Source organism: Kitasatospora sp. NPDC054795, assembly GCF_053611565.1.
Genome location: NZ_JBSHAP010000053.1, coordinates 14024 through 30296 on the forward strand (window position 1 = coordinate 14024; position 16273 = coordinate 30296).

The window sequence follows — 16273 nt, forward strand, 5'->3', positions numbered from 1 at the left end:
CCTGTCCAGTTCCGGGCAGGCCGCCCATTCCACAGCGGTCGGCCATGGCAGGCGATGCAACTGGCCCTGGACTGCATGCCGCGGACGCTGGCAAGCGGCCCCGGCTGACCCCGGAACCCCGTCCACCCCGAAGCCGGTCGGGTCTCGGGGCAGAGGAAGATGTCCGGCTCATCTCCTGCGCTCAGGAGATGAGCCGGGACGACAGACGATTCCCGCTACCCCTCAGCCAGGTCGAGGACGTCCTCCATCGCGCGGCGCGGACTGGCCGCCCCGGGCGGGCCGTAGCCGAGGCGCAGCACGAGCTGGACGTGCCCGGGCCCTTCAGCGGGGTCGCGCAGGCGCCAGCGGGTGTCCGGGATCTCGACGGCCTGGTGCAGGACGGAGGCGCGCAAGCCGTGGACGGTGGCGAGCAGCCACACGCGCTCCATCGCCTGCCCGGTGCGCAGCCAGTCGGCCGGGGTGTCGAGGTGGGTGCTGAGGGTCGCCAGTTGCGGCAGCGCCTCGAAGCGTTCGGCCGCGGTGGTGTGGCGCGGCGGGTGGCCGGCGAAGCCGCGCATCGGGACGCGGGCGTCGCGGTCGTGCGAGCCGAGGGCCGCGAGCGGGATGCCGTCGTAGGAGGGTTCCAGGCGCAGCCAGCGTCGGGTCTCGGCCTCGCGGGTCACGTCCGCGGCGATCCGGGCCTCGGCCTCGAAGGTGAGGGCGAGGACGCGGCGAACGCCGTGTTCCTCCAGCATGGTGAGCGTGACGCCTTCGTCCCGGGCGGCCGTGATGAGGTCGGCGACCAGCGCCTCGGGGACGTCCCGGTTGGTGAACGGCTGTCGGCTGGAGTGGCGTCCAGCGATGGCGGGGTAGAGGTCGGCGCCGAAGGGCTGCGGTGAACGGGCCGGGGCGGAGAGGTCGAGGACGGCTCGCGGCTGCGCGCCGGCGCCGGCCGGCAGCAGTCGGACGGCGGCCTCCCGGCCGAGGTGGGCGGCGGCCACCCGCAGGTTGAACACGGCGGCGCCGATCGAGATGTGCATCGCCCGGCCGTCGGGGTCGGCGGCCGGGACGGCCCGGTCGAGGTCCGCGTGGACCTCCAGGGCGAGCAGGTCTGGGGTGGGGCGGAAGCGCCAGGGCTGGCTGTTGTGCAGCGAGGGCGCCGCGCCGCCGGCTTCGGCCAGCAGGTGCAGGTCGGGGGCTGTGAGGACGGTTTCGGTGGTCATGGTGGTTTCACTCCCTGCCGGCGGGGAGCGAGCGCCGGTGGTTCCAGCATCCGCCGGACCAGCCGTGTCGGGCGAGGGTCCAACGGCCCCGGGGCCCGCCGGCCGATCGACACCAACTGCCGAGAGCGTGCCCGTCACCGAGCGGCCGGGGCCACCAGCTCGATGTGACCGTCGCGAAGATGGTTGCGGTGGTCACCGGCGAACTCCAGCCGCGGTCCACCGGAACATCCGCGACCACGTCGTTCCCGATCGTGCCGTAGGACGATTCGCAGTACACGCGGACGAGGTCGCCGAGGTGGATCCGCCGTCTCCAGCAGCACCATCCGGCCTCGTCGGGCATGCTGCGACGTGCTCCCTCCGGGACCGCCGATGGGGCCCGCCGGCGGGTCCAACGGCCCTTCCCCTTCGCCCCCGGCAGCGGTCTGCTGGACAGCAGAGGCCCGGTTCGCCGTGCCGGGCCCTGAGCACCGGAGGCACGGCCGTGCCGACCCACGACTCCCACACCGCCACCCAGCAGCTGATGCACACCGCCACCGGGCGGACCATCGCCGTATCCCGCTACTTCCCGGAGGTCCTGCCGGACACCGGCCGCGTCGTCCTCGACACCGCTTGCGAACCGTATGACACGGACGATGTCTGGGCCTTGCTCACCCCGACCGAGGCCCGACAGCTGGCCGGGATGCTGCTCCGCCAGGCCGCCGCGGTCGAGCGGCCCGGTATCCCTCCCGCCGGGCGAATCGTGGTGGACCCGGTCGAGCGGGACACGTATGCCATCGGCATACGCTCCCACGCCCTGAGCGTCGACCAGCCGATCGACGCCGGCGGCGGCGACTCCGCGCCGACGCCCGTCGAACTGTGCGCCGCCGCCTTGGCCTCCTGCACTGCCCACTACGCCGGAAGCTACCTCGATCGGCACAACCTGAGCAGGGACGGCCTGCGGGTCACCGCCGACTACACCATGGCCCAGGACCGTCCGGCCCGGATCGCCTCGGTGTCCATCGAGGTCACCGCCCCCAGCCTGCCGCCCGAGCGGGCGGCCGGACTGCTGGCCGTCGTCGGTCACTGCACAGTGAAGAACACGCTCAACCACCCGCCCGAGGTGACCGTCTCCCTCAACAGCACCGGGGGAAGCGCAGGATGACAGAGTCCGGCTGATCAGCCATGTCCCGCCTGCTCCTAGCCGGTGCAGCCGCCGTCGACCAGGTGCTCGGCGGGCAGCAGTCCGCGATGTGCCAGGCGGGTGTGGATGCCGGACAGGACCTGGCCGTCGTTGGTGGCGGCGGAGGTGGTGGCCACGTCCGTGATCACGTTGACGCTGTCGGCGGCACACATCTCCGTGAGGTGGGCGGCGAAGCCCTTCCAGCGGATGATGTGGCCATGACGGACGTAGCGTGCCGTGGTGTCGTAGGGAGAGACGATCGCGGCTGAGGAGGGTGGCAGCCCGCCGTCATCAGGGGTGCGCCAGCACAGGCGGCCTGCCGCGTCGTGGTAGTAGTTCTGGACAATGACCTGCCGCAGGGCCTCGGCCTGCGGTCCGGGCCGGTAGCCCGGACCGTGCCGGTGGAGGTGTCCCAGCAGCCGATGGGCGTCGTCGCCTGCGGCAAGGATCCTGGTCTTGGGCCGGGTGGGGTTCTTGCCCGGACGCACCGGACGGCCGTAGCGACGGCCCCAGTCCTCGTCGACCAGGCCGACCAGCAGATGCCCTGCCGTGCGGGCGACTTCCTCCAGCGCGGCACCGACCGCTTCGGTGACCAGTTCCAGCCGGGTCAGGTCGCGCACCCGCGGCCAGAACGCGGGTGAAGTCGATGCGACAGCGGACCGCCTCCGCCGCCTGACGGGATCACCGACAGAGTCAAGCCAAGAGCAGGCGCCCGCCCTCGCCGAGACGATCCGCACCTACCTGCAACGGCAGCAGCCAGAACCGCCACCTGACACATGATCAGGAAGGTCGGCAAAAGGTCGGCCTCGATCCGATTGAACCCTGGCACACATGCCCGAACACGGGACTCGACCGGTTGCCTCCCACGCCCAGCAGACCCTCCGCCCCGGGCACAGGTCAGGCAGCGGATCGGCCGCCCCGGCTTGGCGGCCGCCAGTGGGAGCACGGCCAGCCCAGCCGCACGTTTCCGCAGGTAAGCGCACCCGTCCGCGCGACTTCAGCGGAATGCCGGGCCGCTCCGGAGCCGGCAGTCGGGCGCCGCCGTAGCCGTGCACCTCACCGAATCGCGAGCCCTTCTCCCAGTCGTTTCGTGCCTGTACGGTCTCCTCACCGGATCGGCCGGTGAAGTTCCACCACATGCCACGCATGCGGCGGTTCTTCCCGGTTCAGAAGCCTGGAGGACCATCCGCGGTCAGCAAATCGCCAGCATCGGACGGGGACGGGAATCGACCGCGATCGGCGGCTATCGCTCTCGCGGGACCGTGTGATGGATCGCGGTGATCGTCGCTGCGGCGTCGAAGCCGAGTACCGGGTCGGGCCGGTCGGAGAGCAGGTTGGCGTAGAGCGGGCGATAGTGGGCGACCTTCCGTGCGGTCCGGCCATCGTTACCGAAGGAAGCCAGCAACTCGCCTTCCCGGGCGGCGAATCCGGTCATGGCGGTGTGGTCGATCCAGACCTCGACACCGGAACGACCTAGCACCAGGCTGCTCTCCTTGCTGCTGGAGCCAGTCAGCCAGCTGCTGCGCAAGCGGGCCGAGCCAACCTCTCCCTGGGATCGGAATCCCACCGTGCACCACGCACTCGCGCCTCCGTCCATTTGCTGGGCGGAGGTGAGTCCGGTGAGTTCCACGAAGCGGGTGAGCATGCTGAGCTGGTTCACCCCGGAGTCCGTCCAGCTGGAGACGTACGAGGCGAAGGCCTCTGCTCCTCGCAGGACGTAGGGGTCGTAGAAGGCAGAGGTGATGGTCGTGACCGGCCCCCAGTCGGGGCGCGCGGCAAGCAGCTCCGCCGCCCAGTCGACCTCGGGTGAGAAGGCGAAGTGGTGAGCGGTGAACACGCGGCCGCACACGTCGGCCTTGCCGTCCAGGTCGCGCAACGCTGCGAGGGCGGCGCGATCATGCACGAGCGGCTTCTCCACCAACACGCGGGCCGTGGAGCGCAGCAGGCTCAGCTCCGTCAGCTCGGCGTGCGTCTCCGTCGGGGTGGCGAGGACCACCAGGTCCGGTCGGTGCTGGTCGAGTGCCACGGCGAGGTCACCGTAGTGAGGCGGCGTCGAGCCCCGGAACCCGACAGGCGCCACGGAGCGGGGATCGACGGTGAATTCCAGCTGCACCTCCGGCCGCTCGGCGAGGACGGCCAGGTGGGTCTCGGCGATAATGCCGAGCCCTACCAGGCCGACGCGCATCGGGTTGGTCATGGGCTCCCTTCCCCTCATCCGATCCGGCCCCCCACCTCAGGGCTCCGGCACCTCATCGTCGCGCGGCCACCTCGGCCCACCGGCCCAACGACACGGCCGGGCCGTCGACCCACTCGACCCTCGGATCACGCCCCGCTGCCGTCGGTACACCGTCGATCCAACTGGTCACGATCGGGACCCAGTAGGTGTTGCCGCCTGACCTGCGGGTCCGCGCGTCGAGCTCGGCCCGGGTGCGGCAAGCGCCCTCGTGGTCACCGTCGAGGACCCCGAGCAGGACCTGGGCCACGTCTGCCAGGTTGTGACCGCCTCGGTAGCCGATGCCGTCCGCGAGCTGCCGGGTGCCCTCGATCGCCTCCACGGCAGCCCCGGCATCGCCCGCCACAGTGTGGGCGACCGCCTCGGCGGAGCGGACCTTGACCAGTTCGACCGGGTTGGGCACCAGGTCGAGCAGGTCCCGCGCACGGGCCGCGGCTTCCAAGACCGCCGCCGTGTCGCCGGACCAGCACACGGTCTGTGCCAAATTGGCCAGCGCCTTCGCCTCCGCGGCGGCCAGGCCCTCGCGCCGGGCCAGGCCGATCGCCTCGTCGTACGCGGCGCTCGCCTCGTCGAAGCGGGCGTTGACCCGCCAGATGTGCCCGATCAACCGGAGCCGTTCGCCCTCGTCCTCCGGCCCGCGGCTGCGCTGCTCCCGCAGCGAGGCCAGCGCCGTGCCGAACCGCCCGTTGAGGTAGTCGAAGTCGCAGAGCCAGTACCGGGCCACTGCGTCGAACTCACCACCCACCAGGGCGCGGTAGATCTCCGCCGCCTCGGCGTAGTCCCCGTGGTTGCGCAGCGCGTGGGCAAGGTGGACCCGCAGCAGCTGCGCCGTCGGGCTGCCCTGCGGTACGCCCTCCCCTGCACCACCGAGCAGCTCCACCGCCTGCGCGGCATGGCCCGTTCGGCGCAGCCGGACGCCCCGTATGGCTGCGAGCACGGCCTGATACTCCGGTGTCCCGGCCCGCTCGGAGCTGAATCCGGCGCCCAGCTCCGACCACTGCCCCGCCTCGACCAGGCGCTGCGTGGCACGGGCCATCCAGTCCTCGAACACCCCGTACGTCGCCGCGAGCTTGAGACCGGATTCCAGGGTCTGGGCAACAGCGACCCGCCCGGCGCCCGGCCCGAGACGCTTCCCCAGCCAGGTGAGCAGCCGGGCCGCGACCTCGCTACGGTCGCGGTCGGACCAGCCGTCCGGGAGCGTTCGGTCAGCCTCGCCGATGGCATGGCGGAGCGCCGCGTGCAGGGCGTACGGCAGCGTGTAAGCGTCGTCATGGGTCAGGAACGGCCGGCGCAGGAACCGGGCCACGCTTCCGTCGGAGACGCCGGGCTGTCCCGCCCGCAGCAACTCGGCACCAACCCGGTCAGTGAGCGCCGCGGTCCGGACCAGGTCTCGTTCCTCCTGGGGCAGGTCACGGATCGACCGGGTGGCCACCGCCGTGAACGAGCCGCCGAAGTCCGCCGGCGACGGCTGCCCGCCGCGGGCGAGGAGTGCGACGAAGTGCGACACCGACAGGTCCAGGTACAGGGGCAGCCCCTGGCCGCCCGCGATGATCCGCCGACGGACCTCGGCAGGCACGGCGGGTTCGCCGTCCCGGACGAGTGCCTCGCGGAGGTAACTGTCGGCGTCGGAGTCCGAGAGGTAGCCGACGAGATGCTGGCGAGGCTCCACGGTGTCGTTGCTGAAGTGCAGGTTGGGCCAGCACTGCGGGCCGGTGAAGTCCAGCTCGCCGCCCACGCCCGTGTCGGCCCAGTCGACCCTGTTGCGGCCGGTGATCACGAACAGCACGTTGGGCATCAGGTAGACGCAGCGCTGGAGCAGCCGCTCCACTGTGCGGTCGGCGCGCCCGTTGACTACCTCGAAGGTGTCCATGAACACGCACACCGTGGGCCGCCGGGCCCACCGGCTCCGGTGTGGCAGGCGGTCCAGGTCCCAGGCCAGCAGGTACGGGAAGTAGGAGAGCGTCTCGTAGTCCGCGTCCGCCTCGACCAGTTCGGCGAAAAGCTCGCAGTCGGCCAGCAGCCGCCCCTCGCGCACCCGGTCCCGGACAGCGCGGTAGGTGGCCAGGGCGGCGCGATGCGCCAGCCCGGTCAGCCCGCCGAGCCCGGCGGGGTCGACGTCCCGCACCGTCTCCGCGATCTGGTCGCCGAGCCCGACGCTCCGGGAGGCCCGGCGCAAGGCCGGCGAGGTGTCGAGGAAGTCCTGCAGGGCCTCCCCGGGGTGCGCGCGGGCCCAGTACGAGGCGAGCGCCAGGTCAAACGACTGCCACCGGCTGCCCAACTGCCCCAACCCGGCCCGCAGGCGCAGCAGCAGGCCCTCGACGTCGCACGCACCGTCCTCGGACAGGTCGACCCGCACGGCCACGACGTCCTCGCGCCCCTCGGCCGCCGCGTCGGCGAGCAGCCGGCGCTCCAGCTCATGGGAGAGTGTCGTCTTGCCTATGCCGCCGACCCCGTACAGCGTCAGGACGTTGCGGCGCCCCTGCGCCCGGTCCACGACCGGCGAGACCTCGGCCTCGTCCAGCGTCCGGCGCAGGCACTCCACCGACCGGTTGAAGGCCGCCACCTCGTCGACCCGGTTGGTGAAGATCTGCTGCGCCGCAACGGTGGACGACAGCCCGCTCATGAACGCGGCCCGCAGGTTCACCCGTGCCATCCCGCCTCCTTCTCAGCGCCACCCAGGGCGGGTGTCCGGTTCGCAACGCGTGAGGAGCATTCGATCTGACATCCTGTCAGCTTTCCGTGCGACACCACAAGGCGCTGCCCTGACCGGCAGGAGCACGTCGTCGCGTACACGGGAAGACCCACGAGTCGGGGTCGGAGCTTCGCTTACGTTCCGTCAGGCTCCAGGTCTCCGGTGCCCAGCCCTTTCCGAGCGATGTCGGCGAGGCGCTGCGCGGCTTGCGCCAGCCCGGTGGCCTCGCGCTCCATGTCGCGCAGCACCCGGAACGCGATGCCGTAGCGGCGCTGGACCGAGAGTTCGCGCTGGGGAATACGGGCGCCCTTGACATCCAGACGGTACGAACCGCTCTGGGAGGTGGAGCGGCGGACGTTGGGACTCGCGTGGAGGAATCCGTCGAGGTACTCGGGGTCGACCTGGCTGCCCACCACCCGGGGCTCGCCGTCGTGCAGTTCGACGAGTCCGGCACGGACAAGGTCGGAAACGGTGACGGTGGCACCGTCCCACAAATCGGCGCCGTCGCCGCGCCGCAACTCGGGCAACCGGCCGTGCAGCCCGGCGAGGGCGTCGGCGAGCTCGGATCGCGCCTGCTCGTACTCGTGGGCGAGATCCCGCCGGACGGTGGGCAGGTGGACGGCAGGGGTGAGGTCGACGACGACGTCCAGGAGGTCCACCAGCGGAACATCCACGGTCTGTGCGTCGGTCGGCCGGAGCGGACCGTTGGGGGTGTTCCCGGTCAGGTCGATCAAGCGGACGCTCTCGGGGCGCGGTTCGCCGTCCACCGGTCGCCGAAGGTTCCACAGGTGAACAGGGAGGACATGGCCGGAAGCCATCCCGCCAGGAAGGGCCACGACCTGGCGGACGATGCCGCGGCGGACCAGCTCGGCACGGATCCGACGCCCGGCTTTGCGGTAGGCGACGGAGGCAGGCATCACCATGAGGACCTGGCCGCCCGGGGCGGTGTGCGCGTAGGCGTGTTGGAGCCAGGCCAGTTCGCCCTCGGCTCGGGACGGCGTCCCGAATTCCCACCGGTGGTCGAGGAGGAGTTCGCCCCGCCCCCAGTCGCCGGCCGCGACGGGCGGGTCGCACAGCACGAGGTTCGCCGCGAGCCCCGGACAGCGGTCGCATCGCAGGGAGTCGCCGTGGGCGATCCGGACTTCGCCGTGGCCGGCGAGGCGGGCACGACCACACCTACCTACAACGGGCAGAAGTAGCCGGAGCTACCACCTGGCAAGCCATTAGTAGGGTCAGCAAGAGGTCAGCATCGATCCGATTGAACCCTGCCACACACGCCCGAACGTGAGACTCGGCGAGCCCTCCCCGAGCACAACAAGCCCCCGGGTCACGGGCACCGAACAGGCAGCGGATCGGCTGTCCCGGCACGGCAGCCGCCAGCAGGAGAGCAGCCCATCCAGCCACACGTCTCCCCAGGTCAGCGCACCCGTCCGCGCGACTTCAGCGGGATGTCGGGCAGCTCCGGAGCGGGCAGCCGGCCACCGTCGTAGCCGCGCACTTCACCGAACCGCGAACCCTTCTCCCAGTCGTTCCGCGCCTGCACGATCTCCTCACCGGATCGGCCGATGAAGTTCCACCACATGACGATCCGCTCGTCGAAGGGCTCGCCGCCGAGGAGCAGGACGGCGGCGTCGCCGTGGGCGCGCAGCGGGAGGCCGGGGCGGGCCTGAGGTCGAGGTTGCTCATCGCAGTTCCACCACCGTACGGAGAGGGGCCGGGCACGGTCCTCGGAGGACATCGTCACCGATCATCCGCCACGGTGCGGCGTTCCTCCACCCGCGCCGGGCCATCCGGCGGTGCCGGCACCGCCGACGGCCCGGCGGCCCGGCGAAGGCCCGGCGGGCCTCAGTGCCCGCAGGCCCACCAGGCGTCCGCCGTCGCCTTGTCGGCGAGGTCCCGCAGCTTGCGGACCGCCTCGGCCGGGTCCTCGGCCCCGTACACCGCCGAGCCGGCCACGAACACGTCCGCGCCCGCCTCCGCGCAGCGCTCGATCGTGTTCGCCGCGACGCCGCCGTCCACCTGCAGCCAAAGCTCCAGGTCGTGCTTGGCGATCAGCTCCCGGGTGCGGCGGATCTTCGGCAGCATGATGTCCAGGAAGGCCTGGCCGCCGAAGCCGGGCTCGACGGTCATGATCAGCACCATGTCGAGCTCGGGCAGCAGGTCCTCGTAGGGCTCGATCGGGGTGCCCGGCTTGAGCGCCATCGACGCGCGGGCGCCCTTGGCGCGGATCTCGCGGGCGAGCCGGACGGGCGCGGCGGCGGCCTCGACGTGGAAGGTGACCGAGCCGGCGCCGGCCTCGACGTACTGCGGGGCCCAGCGGTCCGGGTCCTCGATCATCAGGTGGAGGTCGAGCGGGGTGTCGGTGGCGCGGGCGAGCGACTCGACCACCGGGACGCCGAGGGTCAGGTTGGGCACGAAGTGGTTGTCCATGACGTCCACGTGCAGCCAGTCGGAACCCCGGACGGCCTCGGCCTCGTCGGCGAGCCGGGCGAAGTCCGCGGACAGGATGCTGGGGTTGATCTGGGCCATGACCGACTACCTTCGTACGAGGACCTGCGGGGGCTGGGCGCCCCCCGGGAGCGGGCACCTCATCCCATCATCCCGCGCCGTACCGCCGCCGGGCGCACAGCGCCACCTCGGCGTGACCGTCATCACACCCCCGGCAGGATTACCGGGGCCCCCGCCGTGGTCATCAGCCCTTGAACGGGCCACGGCCCGCCGCGGCTCCCGCCGGGCCGTCCCGACCGCCGAGCTCCCCGGCCCGCCCGGAGCTCCGTCCGAGGAAGGTCTCCGATGACCGATCTCGTCCACCCCGCCCGCGCGCTGTGGTGGCTCTTCGAGCCGGTGCACGCCGTCACCTACTTCCTGCCCGAGGGCCGCGCCGCCTTCGAGGAGGCCGGTCTGCACGGCCGCCTGCACGGCTACTTCGCCACCCGATCGGCCCCGCTCGGCGCGGTGGACGCCCCGCCGGTGACCGCCGCCTTCTTCAACTTCTCCCCCTCGATGGTCGAGCGCGCCCTTCCGGAGGTGTGGAACCACGCGAGCCCGGAGGAGGCGCTGACCGCCCGGCTGAAGGCCTCCGCGACGATCCTGGAGGGGCTGCTGGAGCACGTGGACAAGGAGCAGGTCGAGCTGGTCGCCGAGACCCTGGAGCAGGCCGCCACCCGGCTGGACTGCGCCGGGCGGGTGCTGGCCGCCGCCAACGCCGCGCTGCCCCGCCCGAGCGGCCTGTACGAGCGGCTCTGGCAGGCCGCCACCGTGATGCGCGAGCACCGCGGCGACGGCCACGTGGCCGCCCTGGTGGCGGCCGGGCTGGACGGCTGCGAGGCCCTGGTGGTCCGCTGCGCGATGGACATGCGGCGCGAGATGCTCCAGCCGCTGCGCGGGTGGACGGACGCCGAGTGGGAGGCGGCGGCCGACCGCCTGGTCGAGCGCGGCTGGCTGACCGCCGAGGGGACGGTCACCGAGCTCGGCCGGATCCGTCACCAGACCCTGGAGGCCGCCACCGACCTGGCCGCGGCCCGGGTCTGGGACGACTACCCGCGGACCGAACTCGACCGGCTCGCCGCGGCGTTGAAGCCGATCTCGGCGCTCTGTCGCGGCCGGCTGCCGATCAACCCGATGGGACTGCCGGACAACCAGTGACCGCTCCGCGACATCAGGGCGAGGAGACCCGGGGCGGGCCGAGCACGATCCCGCGTCCGGCGTAGAACCGCCCGAACGACCGCCACGGCACGCGCGCGAAGGCCTGCGACTCCCCCGGGAACCCGGAGGGGTTGTGGATCAGCAGCGCCGTGTCCGTGGCACCCACCGCCAGGACCAGGTGCCCGCCGCGCCGCACCGGCTCCGGCCCGTACGGCTCCCGGATCGACGGGTGCACCGAGACCATCACCAGCCGGCCGTCGGCCACCTCCGACGACACCTCCTCGGGCGTCAACTCCCTTGCCCGCGCGGCCAGTCCCCAGCGCCGCTCGACGTACTCGGCGAACGGCGCGTGGATCAGCCCGCGCAGGCTGTCGCCGTCCCGCAGGTAGGCGCCGGCCGCCACGCACTCGCCCGCGAGCGCCAGCGCCGCCGGGGTCACGCCCCACCAGTGCGCCAGCGCCATCCGCAGACAGGCCACCCCGCACAGCCGCCAGGACCACCACGCGTACTCCTCCGCGGTGGCCGCGCCGGACTGCCCCCAGCGCGGATCGGCGGACGCCTCCAGCCGCCCGTCGACGATCTCCCGCACCAGCTCCGCCGACTCCCACTGCGCGCGGTACGGCACCTCGTGCACCACCCGCACCGACCGCGCCGGCGCCTGCGGCCGCGCGTCGCCCCGATCCACCATTCCCCGACGCTCTCACGGTGCGGCGGCCGGGCGGCCCACGACACTCCCGGCGCAGTCGTACTCAGGCACCGGGGGCCGGCCCGGCCCCGACCTCGGACTCGCCCGCCCCGCCCGCCCCGCCCGGCGCCGGCCGCGCCCCACCGGCCTCCGGCTCCGACCGGCCGGCCTGCGACTGCGACTGCGACTGCGACTGCGACCCAACGGTCTCCGGCTCCGGTACCGGCTCCCGGTAGGCCAGCCGCTGCGCCGCGTGCCGGCCGCGCGCCTCCACCGGCAGCGAGCCGGTGGCACCGGCCAGGCCGAACGGCGGCATGTCGAAGTAGATCGACTCGTACCCGCCCGGCGGCGCGATGTACGTCTCGTGCCAGAGCCCGACGTGCCCGCGGGCCTTGCCCTCCCGCAGCTTGCGGTTGGCGATGCCCCACACGGTGTGGTGGAAGCCGTCCGGCGCGCTCGCGTAGCCGTACAGCTTCTCCTTCGACTCCCAGTACTGGACCACGTAGTAGGTGCGCGGCGAGGCGGTCAGCAGGATGCGGCCGCGCAGGCCGCGCTCGGGGGCGCGGCGCAGGTCGTACAGCATCCGGAGCATCGAGAACATCACCGGGCCCCAGTGGTGCACGGCCCAGAAGCGGTTGATCCGCATGCCGATCAGCAGCACCACGGTGTCGCCGGTGGCGGCGGCGGTGGTGTAGCCCGGCTGCGGCTTGGCGAACAAGGCCAATTGTGCCTCCCCGTACCCTTGCCCATGTAAGCGGTGACTAGACCAGTGCCGGACGGCCCGGTCAAGGCTCGCCACCCTCACAATTCGGCTACTGTGCGGGCCGGTTGACGCCGCCGGAGGCCGGGGGCGCCGGTCCGCGGCCGGCTCCCGCGGGTCCGCGCGGGGCCCCGGCCCCCGACGAAGGGGCCGGGGCCGGACGCGGACGGCCTACCAGGCGTAGTCCTCCGGGGCGGGTCGGTGGCCCGGGAAGAGCTCGTCGAGGTGGTCGAGGGTCTTCTGGTCGAGCTTGAGGTCGAACGCGCCGATGGCGGCGTCGAGGTGGGCCGGGGTGCGGGGGCCGATGATGGGGGCCGTGACGGCCGGGCGGGAGAGGAGCCAGGCGAGGGCGAGGTCGGCGGGGTCGGCGCCGAGTTCGGCGGCGAAGTCCTCGTAGGCCTGGATGCGGTCGCGGTGCTTGGCGAGGAGTTCGCTGGCATAGGGCATGGCGCTGCGGTCGCGGGTGCCCTCGCGCTCCTTGCGCAGGACGCCGCCGAGCAGGCCGCTGCGCAGCGGGGACCACGGGATCAGCCCGAGCCCGTAGTGCTGGAGGGCGGGGACGACTTCGAGCTCGATGGCGCGGTCGAGCAGGTTGTAGAGGGACTGCTCGCTGACCAGGCCGAGGAAGTGGCGGGCGCGGGCGGTCTCCTGGGCCTGGGCGATGTGCCAGCCGGCGAAGTTGCTGGAGCCCACGTAGACGACCTTGCCCTGGGCGACCAGGACCTCCATCGCCTGCCAGATCTCCTCCCAGGGCGTGGCCCGGTCGATGTGGTGCATCTGGTAGAGGTCGATGTGGTCGGTCTGGAGGCGGCGCAGGCTGGCCTCGACGGCCTTGCGGATGGCGAGCGCGGAGAGCTTGCTCTCGTTGGGCCAGTCGCCCATGTCGCCGTAGGCCTTGGTGGCGAGGACGGTGCGCTCGCGGCGTCCGCCGCCCTTGGCGAACCAGCGGCCGATGATCTCCTCGGTCCGCCCCCGCAGCCGGCCCTCGCTGTCGCGGCCGTAGGTGTTGGCGGTGTCGAAGAAGTTGATGCCGCGCTCGTGGGCGGTGTCCATGAGGCGGTGGGCCTCGGCCTCCTCGGTGTGGGGGCCGAAGTTCATGGTGCCGAGGCAGAGGCGGGAGACGGTCAGGCCGGTGCGGCCGAGGTGGGTGTACTCCATGGCGCCCCACCCAAGACCACACCGGCTCCGCTGTCCAGCACATTTGGCGGGAGTGCCGGAACCCGGCGGATCACCGCCCGTGGGTGGCGAACTTCCGTACGGCGAGCGGCATGCAGACTGCCAGCAGCAGGGCGCTCCAGAGCAGTGCGGCGAGGACGGCGTGCTGCGTGGGCCAGGCGGAACCGGCCGCCGAGGGGTTGCCGAACAGTTCCCGGCAGGCCTGGACGACGGAGCTGACCGGGTTCCAGTCGGCGAGGAACCGCAGCCAGCCGGGCATGCCGCCGGTCGGCACGTACGCGTTGGTGATCATCGCCAGCGGGAAGACCGCCACGGACAGCTGACCGGCCGCCTCCTCCTTGCCGACGGCCAGGCCGAGCAGGGTGCCGACCCAGGTCATCACGAATCGGAAGAGCAGCAGCAGCGCGAACGCCCCTGCCGCGTCGGCGAGTCCGTGCCGGGCCTGCCAGCCGGTGGCGAGCCCGACCAGGGCCAGCAGGGCCAGGACGACCGTGCTGACCAGCAGGTCGGCGAGGGTCTGCCCGAGCAGCAGCCCGGTGCGGGAGACGGGCATGGAGCGCAGCCGGTCGGTGACTCCGCGCGAGACGTCGCGGGCGGCGCCGACCATGGTCGGCATGATGCCGTTGGTGGCCACCATCGCGAACAGGCCGGGCATCAGGAACTCCCGGTAGTCGCCGCCGCCCGGTACCTGCATGGCACTGCCGAGGACGTACCCGAAGACCACCACCATCACCACCGGCACGCCCAGGGAGGCGGCCAACAGGCCCGGTGAGTGGCGGTAGTTGAGCAGGATGCGGAGCACCGAGGTCCAGGTGCCGGTGGCGAGCCGGCCGATGCCGGACGGTCGCGCCGGGGCGATGTGCGCAGTGGTCACCGGGCGGCCCTCCCGGCGTCGGCGGACTCCTGGGTGAGCGTGAGAAACACGTCGTCCAGCGAGGGCGCCCGCACCGCGACGTCCTGCGCGACGACCCCGGCGCCGTCCAACTCCCGGACCAGCGACGGCAGCAGGACGGACACGCCGGGCGTGGTCAGCACCGTGACGGTCCGCTCGGCGACGTCCACCCGGGCGTCGCCCCCGGTCATCGAGGACAGCACGACGGCGGTGGCGGCGAGTTGTCCGGGGTCGGCGAGGGTGACGGAGACCTGGCTGCCGATCGCCGCCTTGAGCCGGTCGGGCGGTCCGGTGGCGATGGCGGCGCCGTGGTCGACCACCACGATGTCGTCGGCGAGCCGGTCGGCCTCCTCCAGGTACTGGGTGGTGAGCAGCACGGTGGTGCCGCCGTCCGCGAGTTCCTTGACGGTGTCCCAGATCGCCTGTCGGCTGCGCGGGTCGAGCCCGGTGGTGGGCTCGTCCAGGAAGAGCACCGGTGGGCTGGTGACCAGGCTGGCGATGAGGTCGAGGCGCCGGCGCATGCCGCCGGAGTAGGTGCGCACGAGCCGGTCGGCGGCCTCGGCGAGGCCGAAGCGGGTGAGCAGTTCGTCGGCGCGCTCCCGGGCCCGGCGGGCGCCGAGGTGGTGCAGCCGGCCGAGCAGGCGGAGGTTGTCGCGGCCGGTGACGCCCTCGTCGACGGCGGCGTGCTGCCCGGCGAGGCCGACGGCGCGGCGGACGTCCTCGGCGGCGCGGACGACGTCGTGTCCGGCGACTCTGGCGGTGCCGCGGTCGGGGGCGACCAGGGTGGCGAGGACGCGGACGGCGGTGGTCTTGCCGGCGCCATTGGGGCCGAGCAGGCCGCAGACGGTGCCGGCCGGGACGGTGAGGTCGAGGCCGCGCAGGGCCTCGGTGGCGCCGAAGCGTTTCTCCACGCCCGCCATCTCGATGGCGGGTCGGGCGGTGTCGGACATGGCTCTGCCCCTCTCTAGGTACAGCGTACGTAGAAGCGCGCGCAGGCGCATCCTACTACGTACGCCGTACGTATCTAAGATGGGGAAAGCGAGGTGATCTTCCAGTGCCGTCCAGCAAGCCCACACCGTCCAGCACGCCCGCGCCGGGCGGGTCCGCGCCGGCGTCCAGCAAGCCCACGCCCCCCGAGGCCCCCGAAGTGATCTGGCTGCGCCCCGAGCGCGCCGGACGCGGCCCGCGCCCGGCCCACAGCCGCGACTCGATCGCCGCCGCGGCCATCGGGATCGCCGACGCCGAGGGCCTGGACGCGGTGTCCATGCGGCGGGTCGCGGCGTCGCTCGGCGCGGGCACCATGTCGCTCTACAACTACGTGCCGAAGAAGGAGCACCTGCTCGACCTGATGCTCGACGCGGCCGCCGCCGAGTACCGGTTCCCGTCCGAGCCGAGCGGCGACGTCCGGGCCGACCTCGCCGACCTCGCCCACCAGCAGCTCGGCATCTTCCGCCGCCACCCCTGGCTGCCCGCACTGGTGCTGGCCCGCCCCGGCATCGGCCCCAACGCCCTGCGCTACACCGACCACTTCCTCGCCGCCACCGCCCCCACCGGCCTCGGCGGGAGCGACCGGATGGAGGCGATGGCCCTGATCAACGGCTTCATCGCCCAGTTCGCCCAGTACGAGCGGACGGCGGCCGCGGGCGCCAAGTGGCAGTCCGAGCTGGTCGGTTACCTCGGCCGGGCGGCGGCGAGCGGCGAATTCCCGCACCTGGCCCAGGCCTTCGCCGCCGCGGGCCCGCCCGCCGACCCGGACCGGGCGTTCGACCGCACCCTGGACCGGGTGATCTCCGCCATCCTGATGCCGACGGGCGACAGCTGACGCTCCG

Annotated in this window: 13 protein-coding genes and 4 pseudogenes; 3 read left to right on the forward strand and 14 right to left on the reverse strand. The window is 72.7% G+C overall.

Annotated features, from left to right (window positions below; all coding sequences use genetic code 11):
• Positions 1-215: 215 nt before the first annotated feature.
• On the reverse strand, positions 216-1202 hold the full coding sequence (locus ACWGJO_RS20315) for an Acg family FMN-binding oxidoreductase (protein WP_452185557.1): 987 nt from the start codon (positions 1200-1202) through the stop codon (positions 216-218).
• A gap of 481 nt (positions 1203-1683) precedes the next feature.
• Here ACWGJO_RS20315 and ACWGJO_RS20320 point away from each other — a divergent pair, with 481 nt between their 5' ends.
• Positions 1684-2343, forward strand: a complete 660-nt coding sequence (locus ACWGJO_RS20320; protein ID WP_452185559.1) for an OsmC family protein — start codon at positions 1684-1686, stop codon at positions 2341-2343.
• 35 nt (positions 2344-2378) lie between these two features.
• Here ACWGJO_RS20320 and ACWGJO_RS20325 read toward each other — a convergent pair whose 3' ends face one another.
• The 8 genes and pseudogenes from ACWGJO_RS20325 to rpe form a co-directional block, all read right to left on the reverse strand.
• The gene (locus ACWGJO_RS20325) at positions 2379-2981 is read right to left on the reverse strand and encodes a hypothetical protein (protein ID WP_452185561.1); all 603 of its coding nucleotides are present in this window, start codon (positions 2979-2981) and stop codon (positions 2379-2381) included.
• Between the two features lie 357 nt (positions 2982-3338).
• Positions 3339-3500 (reverse strand): annotated as a pseudogene (locus ACWGJO_RS20330) (pirin family protein); the annotation flags it as partial.
• Between the two features lie 104 nt (positions 3501-3604).
• Positions 3605-4558: a Gfo/Idh/MocA family protein gene (locus tag ACWGJO_RS20335; protein ID WP_452185563.1), complete on the reverse strand. Its 954-nt coding sequence runs from the start codon at positions 4556-4558 to the stop codon at positions 3605-3607.
• A gap of 52 nt (positions 4559-4610) precedes the next feature.
• Positions 4611-7247 carry a hypothetical protein gene (locus tag ACWGJO_RS20340; RefSeq protein ID WP_452185565.1) on the reverse strand — a complete coding sequence of 879 codons (2637 nt, stop codon included), beginning with the start codon at positions 7245-7247 and terminating at the stop codon, positions 4611-4613.
• 173 nt (positions 7248-7420) lie between these two features.
• Entirely contained in the window at positions 7421-8053 is a 633-nt protein-coding gene (locus ACWGJO_RS20345) for a hypothetical protein (RefSeq protein WP_452185567.1), read from the reverse strand.
• A 6-nt stretch (positions 8054-8059) separates the two neighbouring features.
• A pseudogene (locus ACWGJO_RS20350) lies at positions 8060-8479 on the reverse strand (HsdM family class I SAM-dependent methyltransferase); the annotation flags it as partial.
• A 224-nt stretch (positions 8480-8703) separates the two neighbouring features.
• Positions 8704-8949, reverse strand: a pseudogene (locus tag ACWGJO_RS20355) (pirin-like C-terminal cupin domain-containing protein); the annotation flags it as partial.
• Positions 8950-9131: 182 nt separating this feature from the next.
• Positions 9132-9815 carry a ribulose-phosphate 3-epimerase gene (gene rpe, locus ACWGJO_RS20360; RefSeq protein ID WP_359897365.1) on the reverse strand — a complete coding sequence of 228 codons (684 nt, stop codon included), beginning with the start codon at positions 9813-9815 and terminating at the stop codon, positions 9132-9134.
• Positions 9816-10079: 264 nt separating this feature from the next.
• On the opposite strand from rpe, the gene ACWGJO_RS20365 reads away from it, so the two are divergent.
• On the forward strand, positions 10080-10931 hold the full coding sequence (locus tag ACWGJO_RS20365; protein WP_359897366.1) for an SCO6745 family protein: 852 nt from the start codon (positions 10080-10082) through the stop codon (positions 10929-10931).
• A gap of 13 nt (positions 10932-10944) precedes the next feature.
• Here the strand turns inward: ACWGJO_RS20365 and ACWGJO_RS20370 are convergent, their stop codons facing one another.
• The 5 genes and pseudogenes from ACWGJO_RS20370 to ACWGJO_RS20390 all read right to left on the reverse strand — a co-directional run bounded on the left by ACWGJO_RS20370 (position 10945) and on the right by ACWGJO_RS20390 (position 15394).
• Positions 10945-11619, reverse strand: a complete 675-nt coding sequence (locus tag ACWGJO_RS20370; protein WP_359897367.1) for a C39 family peptidase — start codon at positions 11617-11619, stop codon at positions 10945-10947.
• A gap of 226 nt (positions 11620-11845) precedes the next feature.
• Positions 11846-12334 (reverse strand): annotated as a pseudogene (locus ACWGJO_RS20375) (DUF4188 domain-containing protein); the annotation flags it as partial.
• A gap of 213 nt (positions 12335-12547) precedes the next feature.
• Positions 12548-13534 (reverse strand): aldo/keto reductase, encoded by a 987-nt coding sequence (locus tag ACWGJO_RS20380; protein ID WP_380542774.1) that lies wholly within the window; start codon positions 13532-13534, stop codon positions 12548-12550.
• Between the two features lie 70 nt (positions 13535-13604).
• Positions 13605-14426, reverse strand: coding sequence for an ABC transporter permease (locus ACWGJO_RS20385; RefSeq protein WP_452185569.1), 822 nt, complete (start codon positions 14424-14426; stop codon positions 13605-13607).
• Complete coding sequence (locus tag ACWGJO_RS20390; RefSeq protein WP_452185571.1) at positions 14423-15394, reverse strand: ATP-binding cassette domain-containing protein; 972 nt, start codon at positions 15392-15394, stop codon at positions 14423-14425. The genes ACWGJO_RS20385 and ACWGJO_RS20390 overlap by 4 nt, the downstream gene beginning before the upstream one ends.
• Before the next feature lie 104 nt (positions 15395-15498).
• On the opposite strand from ACWGJO_RS20390, the gene ACWGJO_RS20395 reads away from it, so the two are divergent.
• A complete protein-coding gene (locus tag ACWGJO_RS20395) occupies positions 15499-16266 on the forward strand; it encodes a TetR/AcrR family transcriptional regulator (protein WP_452185573.1) in 768 nt (255 codons plus the stop codon).
• The last annotated feature ends 7 nt before the right edge of the window (positions 16267-16273 follow it).

What these genes read in the sequence shown, in the direction of transcription:
- ACWGJO_RS20315 (WP_452185557.1), bottom strand. Translation starts at nt 1,202, where the DNA reads ATGACCACCGAAACCGTCCTCACAGCCCCCGACCTGCACCTGCTGGCC.
- ACWGJO_RS20335 (WP_452185563.1), bottom strand. Translation starts at nt 4,558, where the DNA reads ATGACCAACCCGATGCGCGTCGGCCTGGTAGGGCTCGGCATTATCGCC.
- ACWGJO_RS20340 (WP_452185565.1), bottom strand. Translation starts at nt 7,247, where the DNA reads ATGGCACGGGTGAACCTGCGGGCCGCGTTCATGAGCGGGCTGTCGTCC.
- rpe (WP_359897365.1), bottom strand. Translation starts at nt 9,815, where the DNA reads ATGGCCCAGATCAACCCCAGCATCCTGTCCGCGGACTTCGCCCGGCTC.
- ACWGJO_RS20365 (WP_359897366.1), top strand. Translation starts at nt 10,080, where the DNA reads ATGACCGATCTCGTCCACCCCGCCCGCGCGCTGTGGTGGCTCTTCGAG.
- ACWGJO_RS20370 (WP_359897367.1), bottom strand. Translation starts at nt 11,619, where the DNA reads ATGGTGGATCGGGGCGACGCGCGGCCGCAGGCGCCGGCGCGGTCGGTG.
- ACWGJO_RS20380 (WP_380542774.1), bottom strand. Translation starts at nt 13,534, where the DNA reads ATGGAGTACACCCACCTCGGCCGCACCGGCCTGACCGTCTCCCGCCTC.
- ACWGJO_RS20390 (WP_452185571.1), bottom strand. Translation starts at nt 15,394, where the DNA reads ATGTCCGACACCGCCCGACCCGCCATCGAGATGGCGGGCGTGGAGAAA.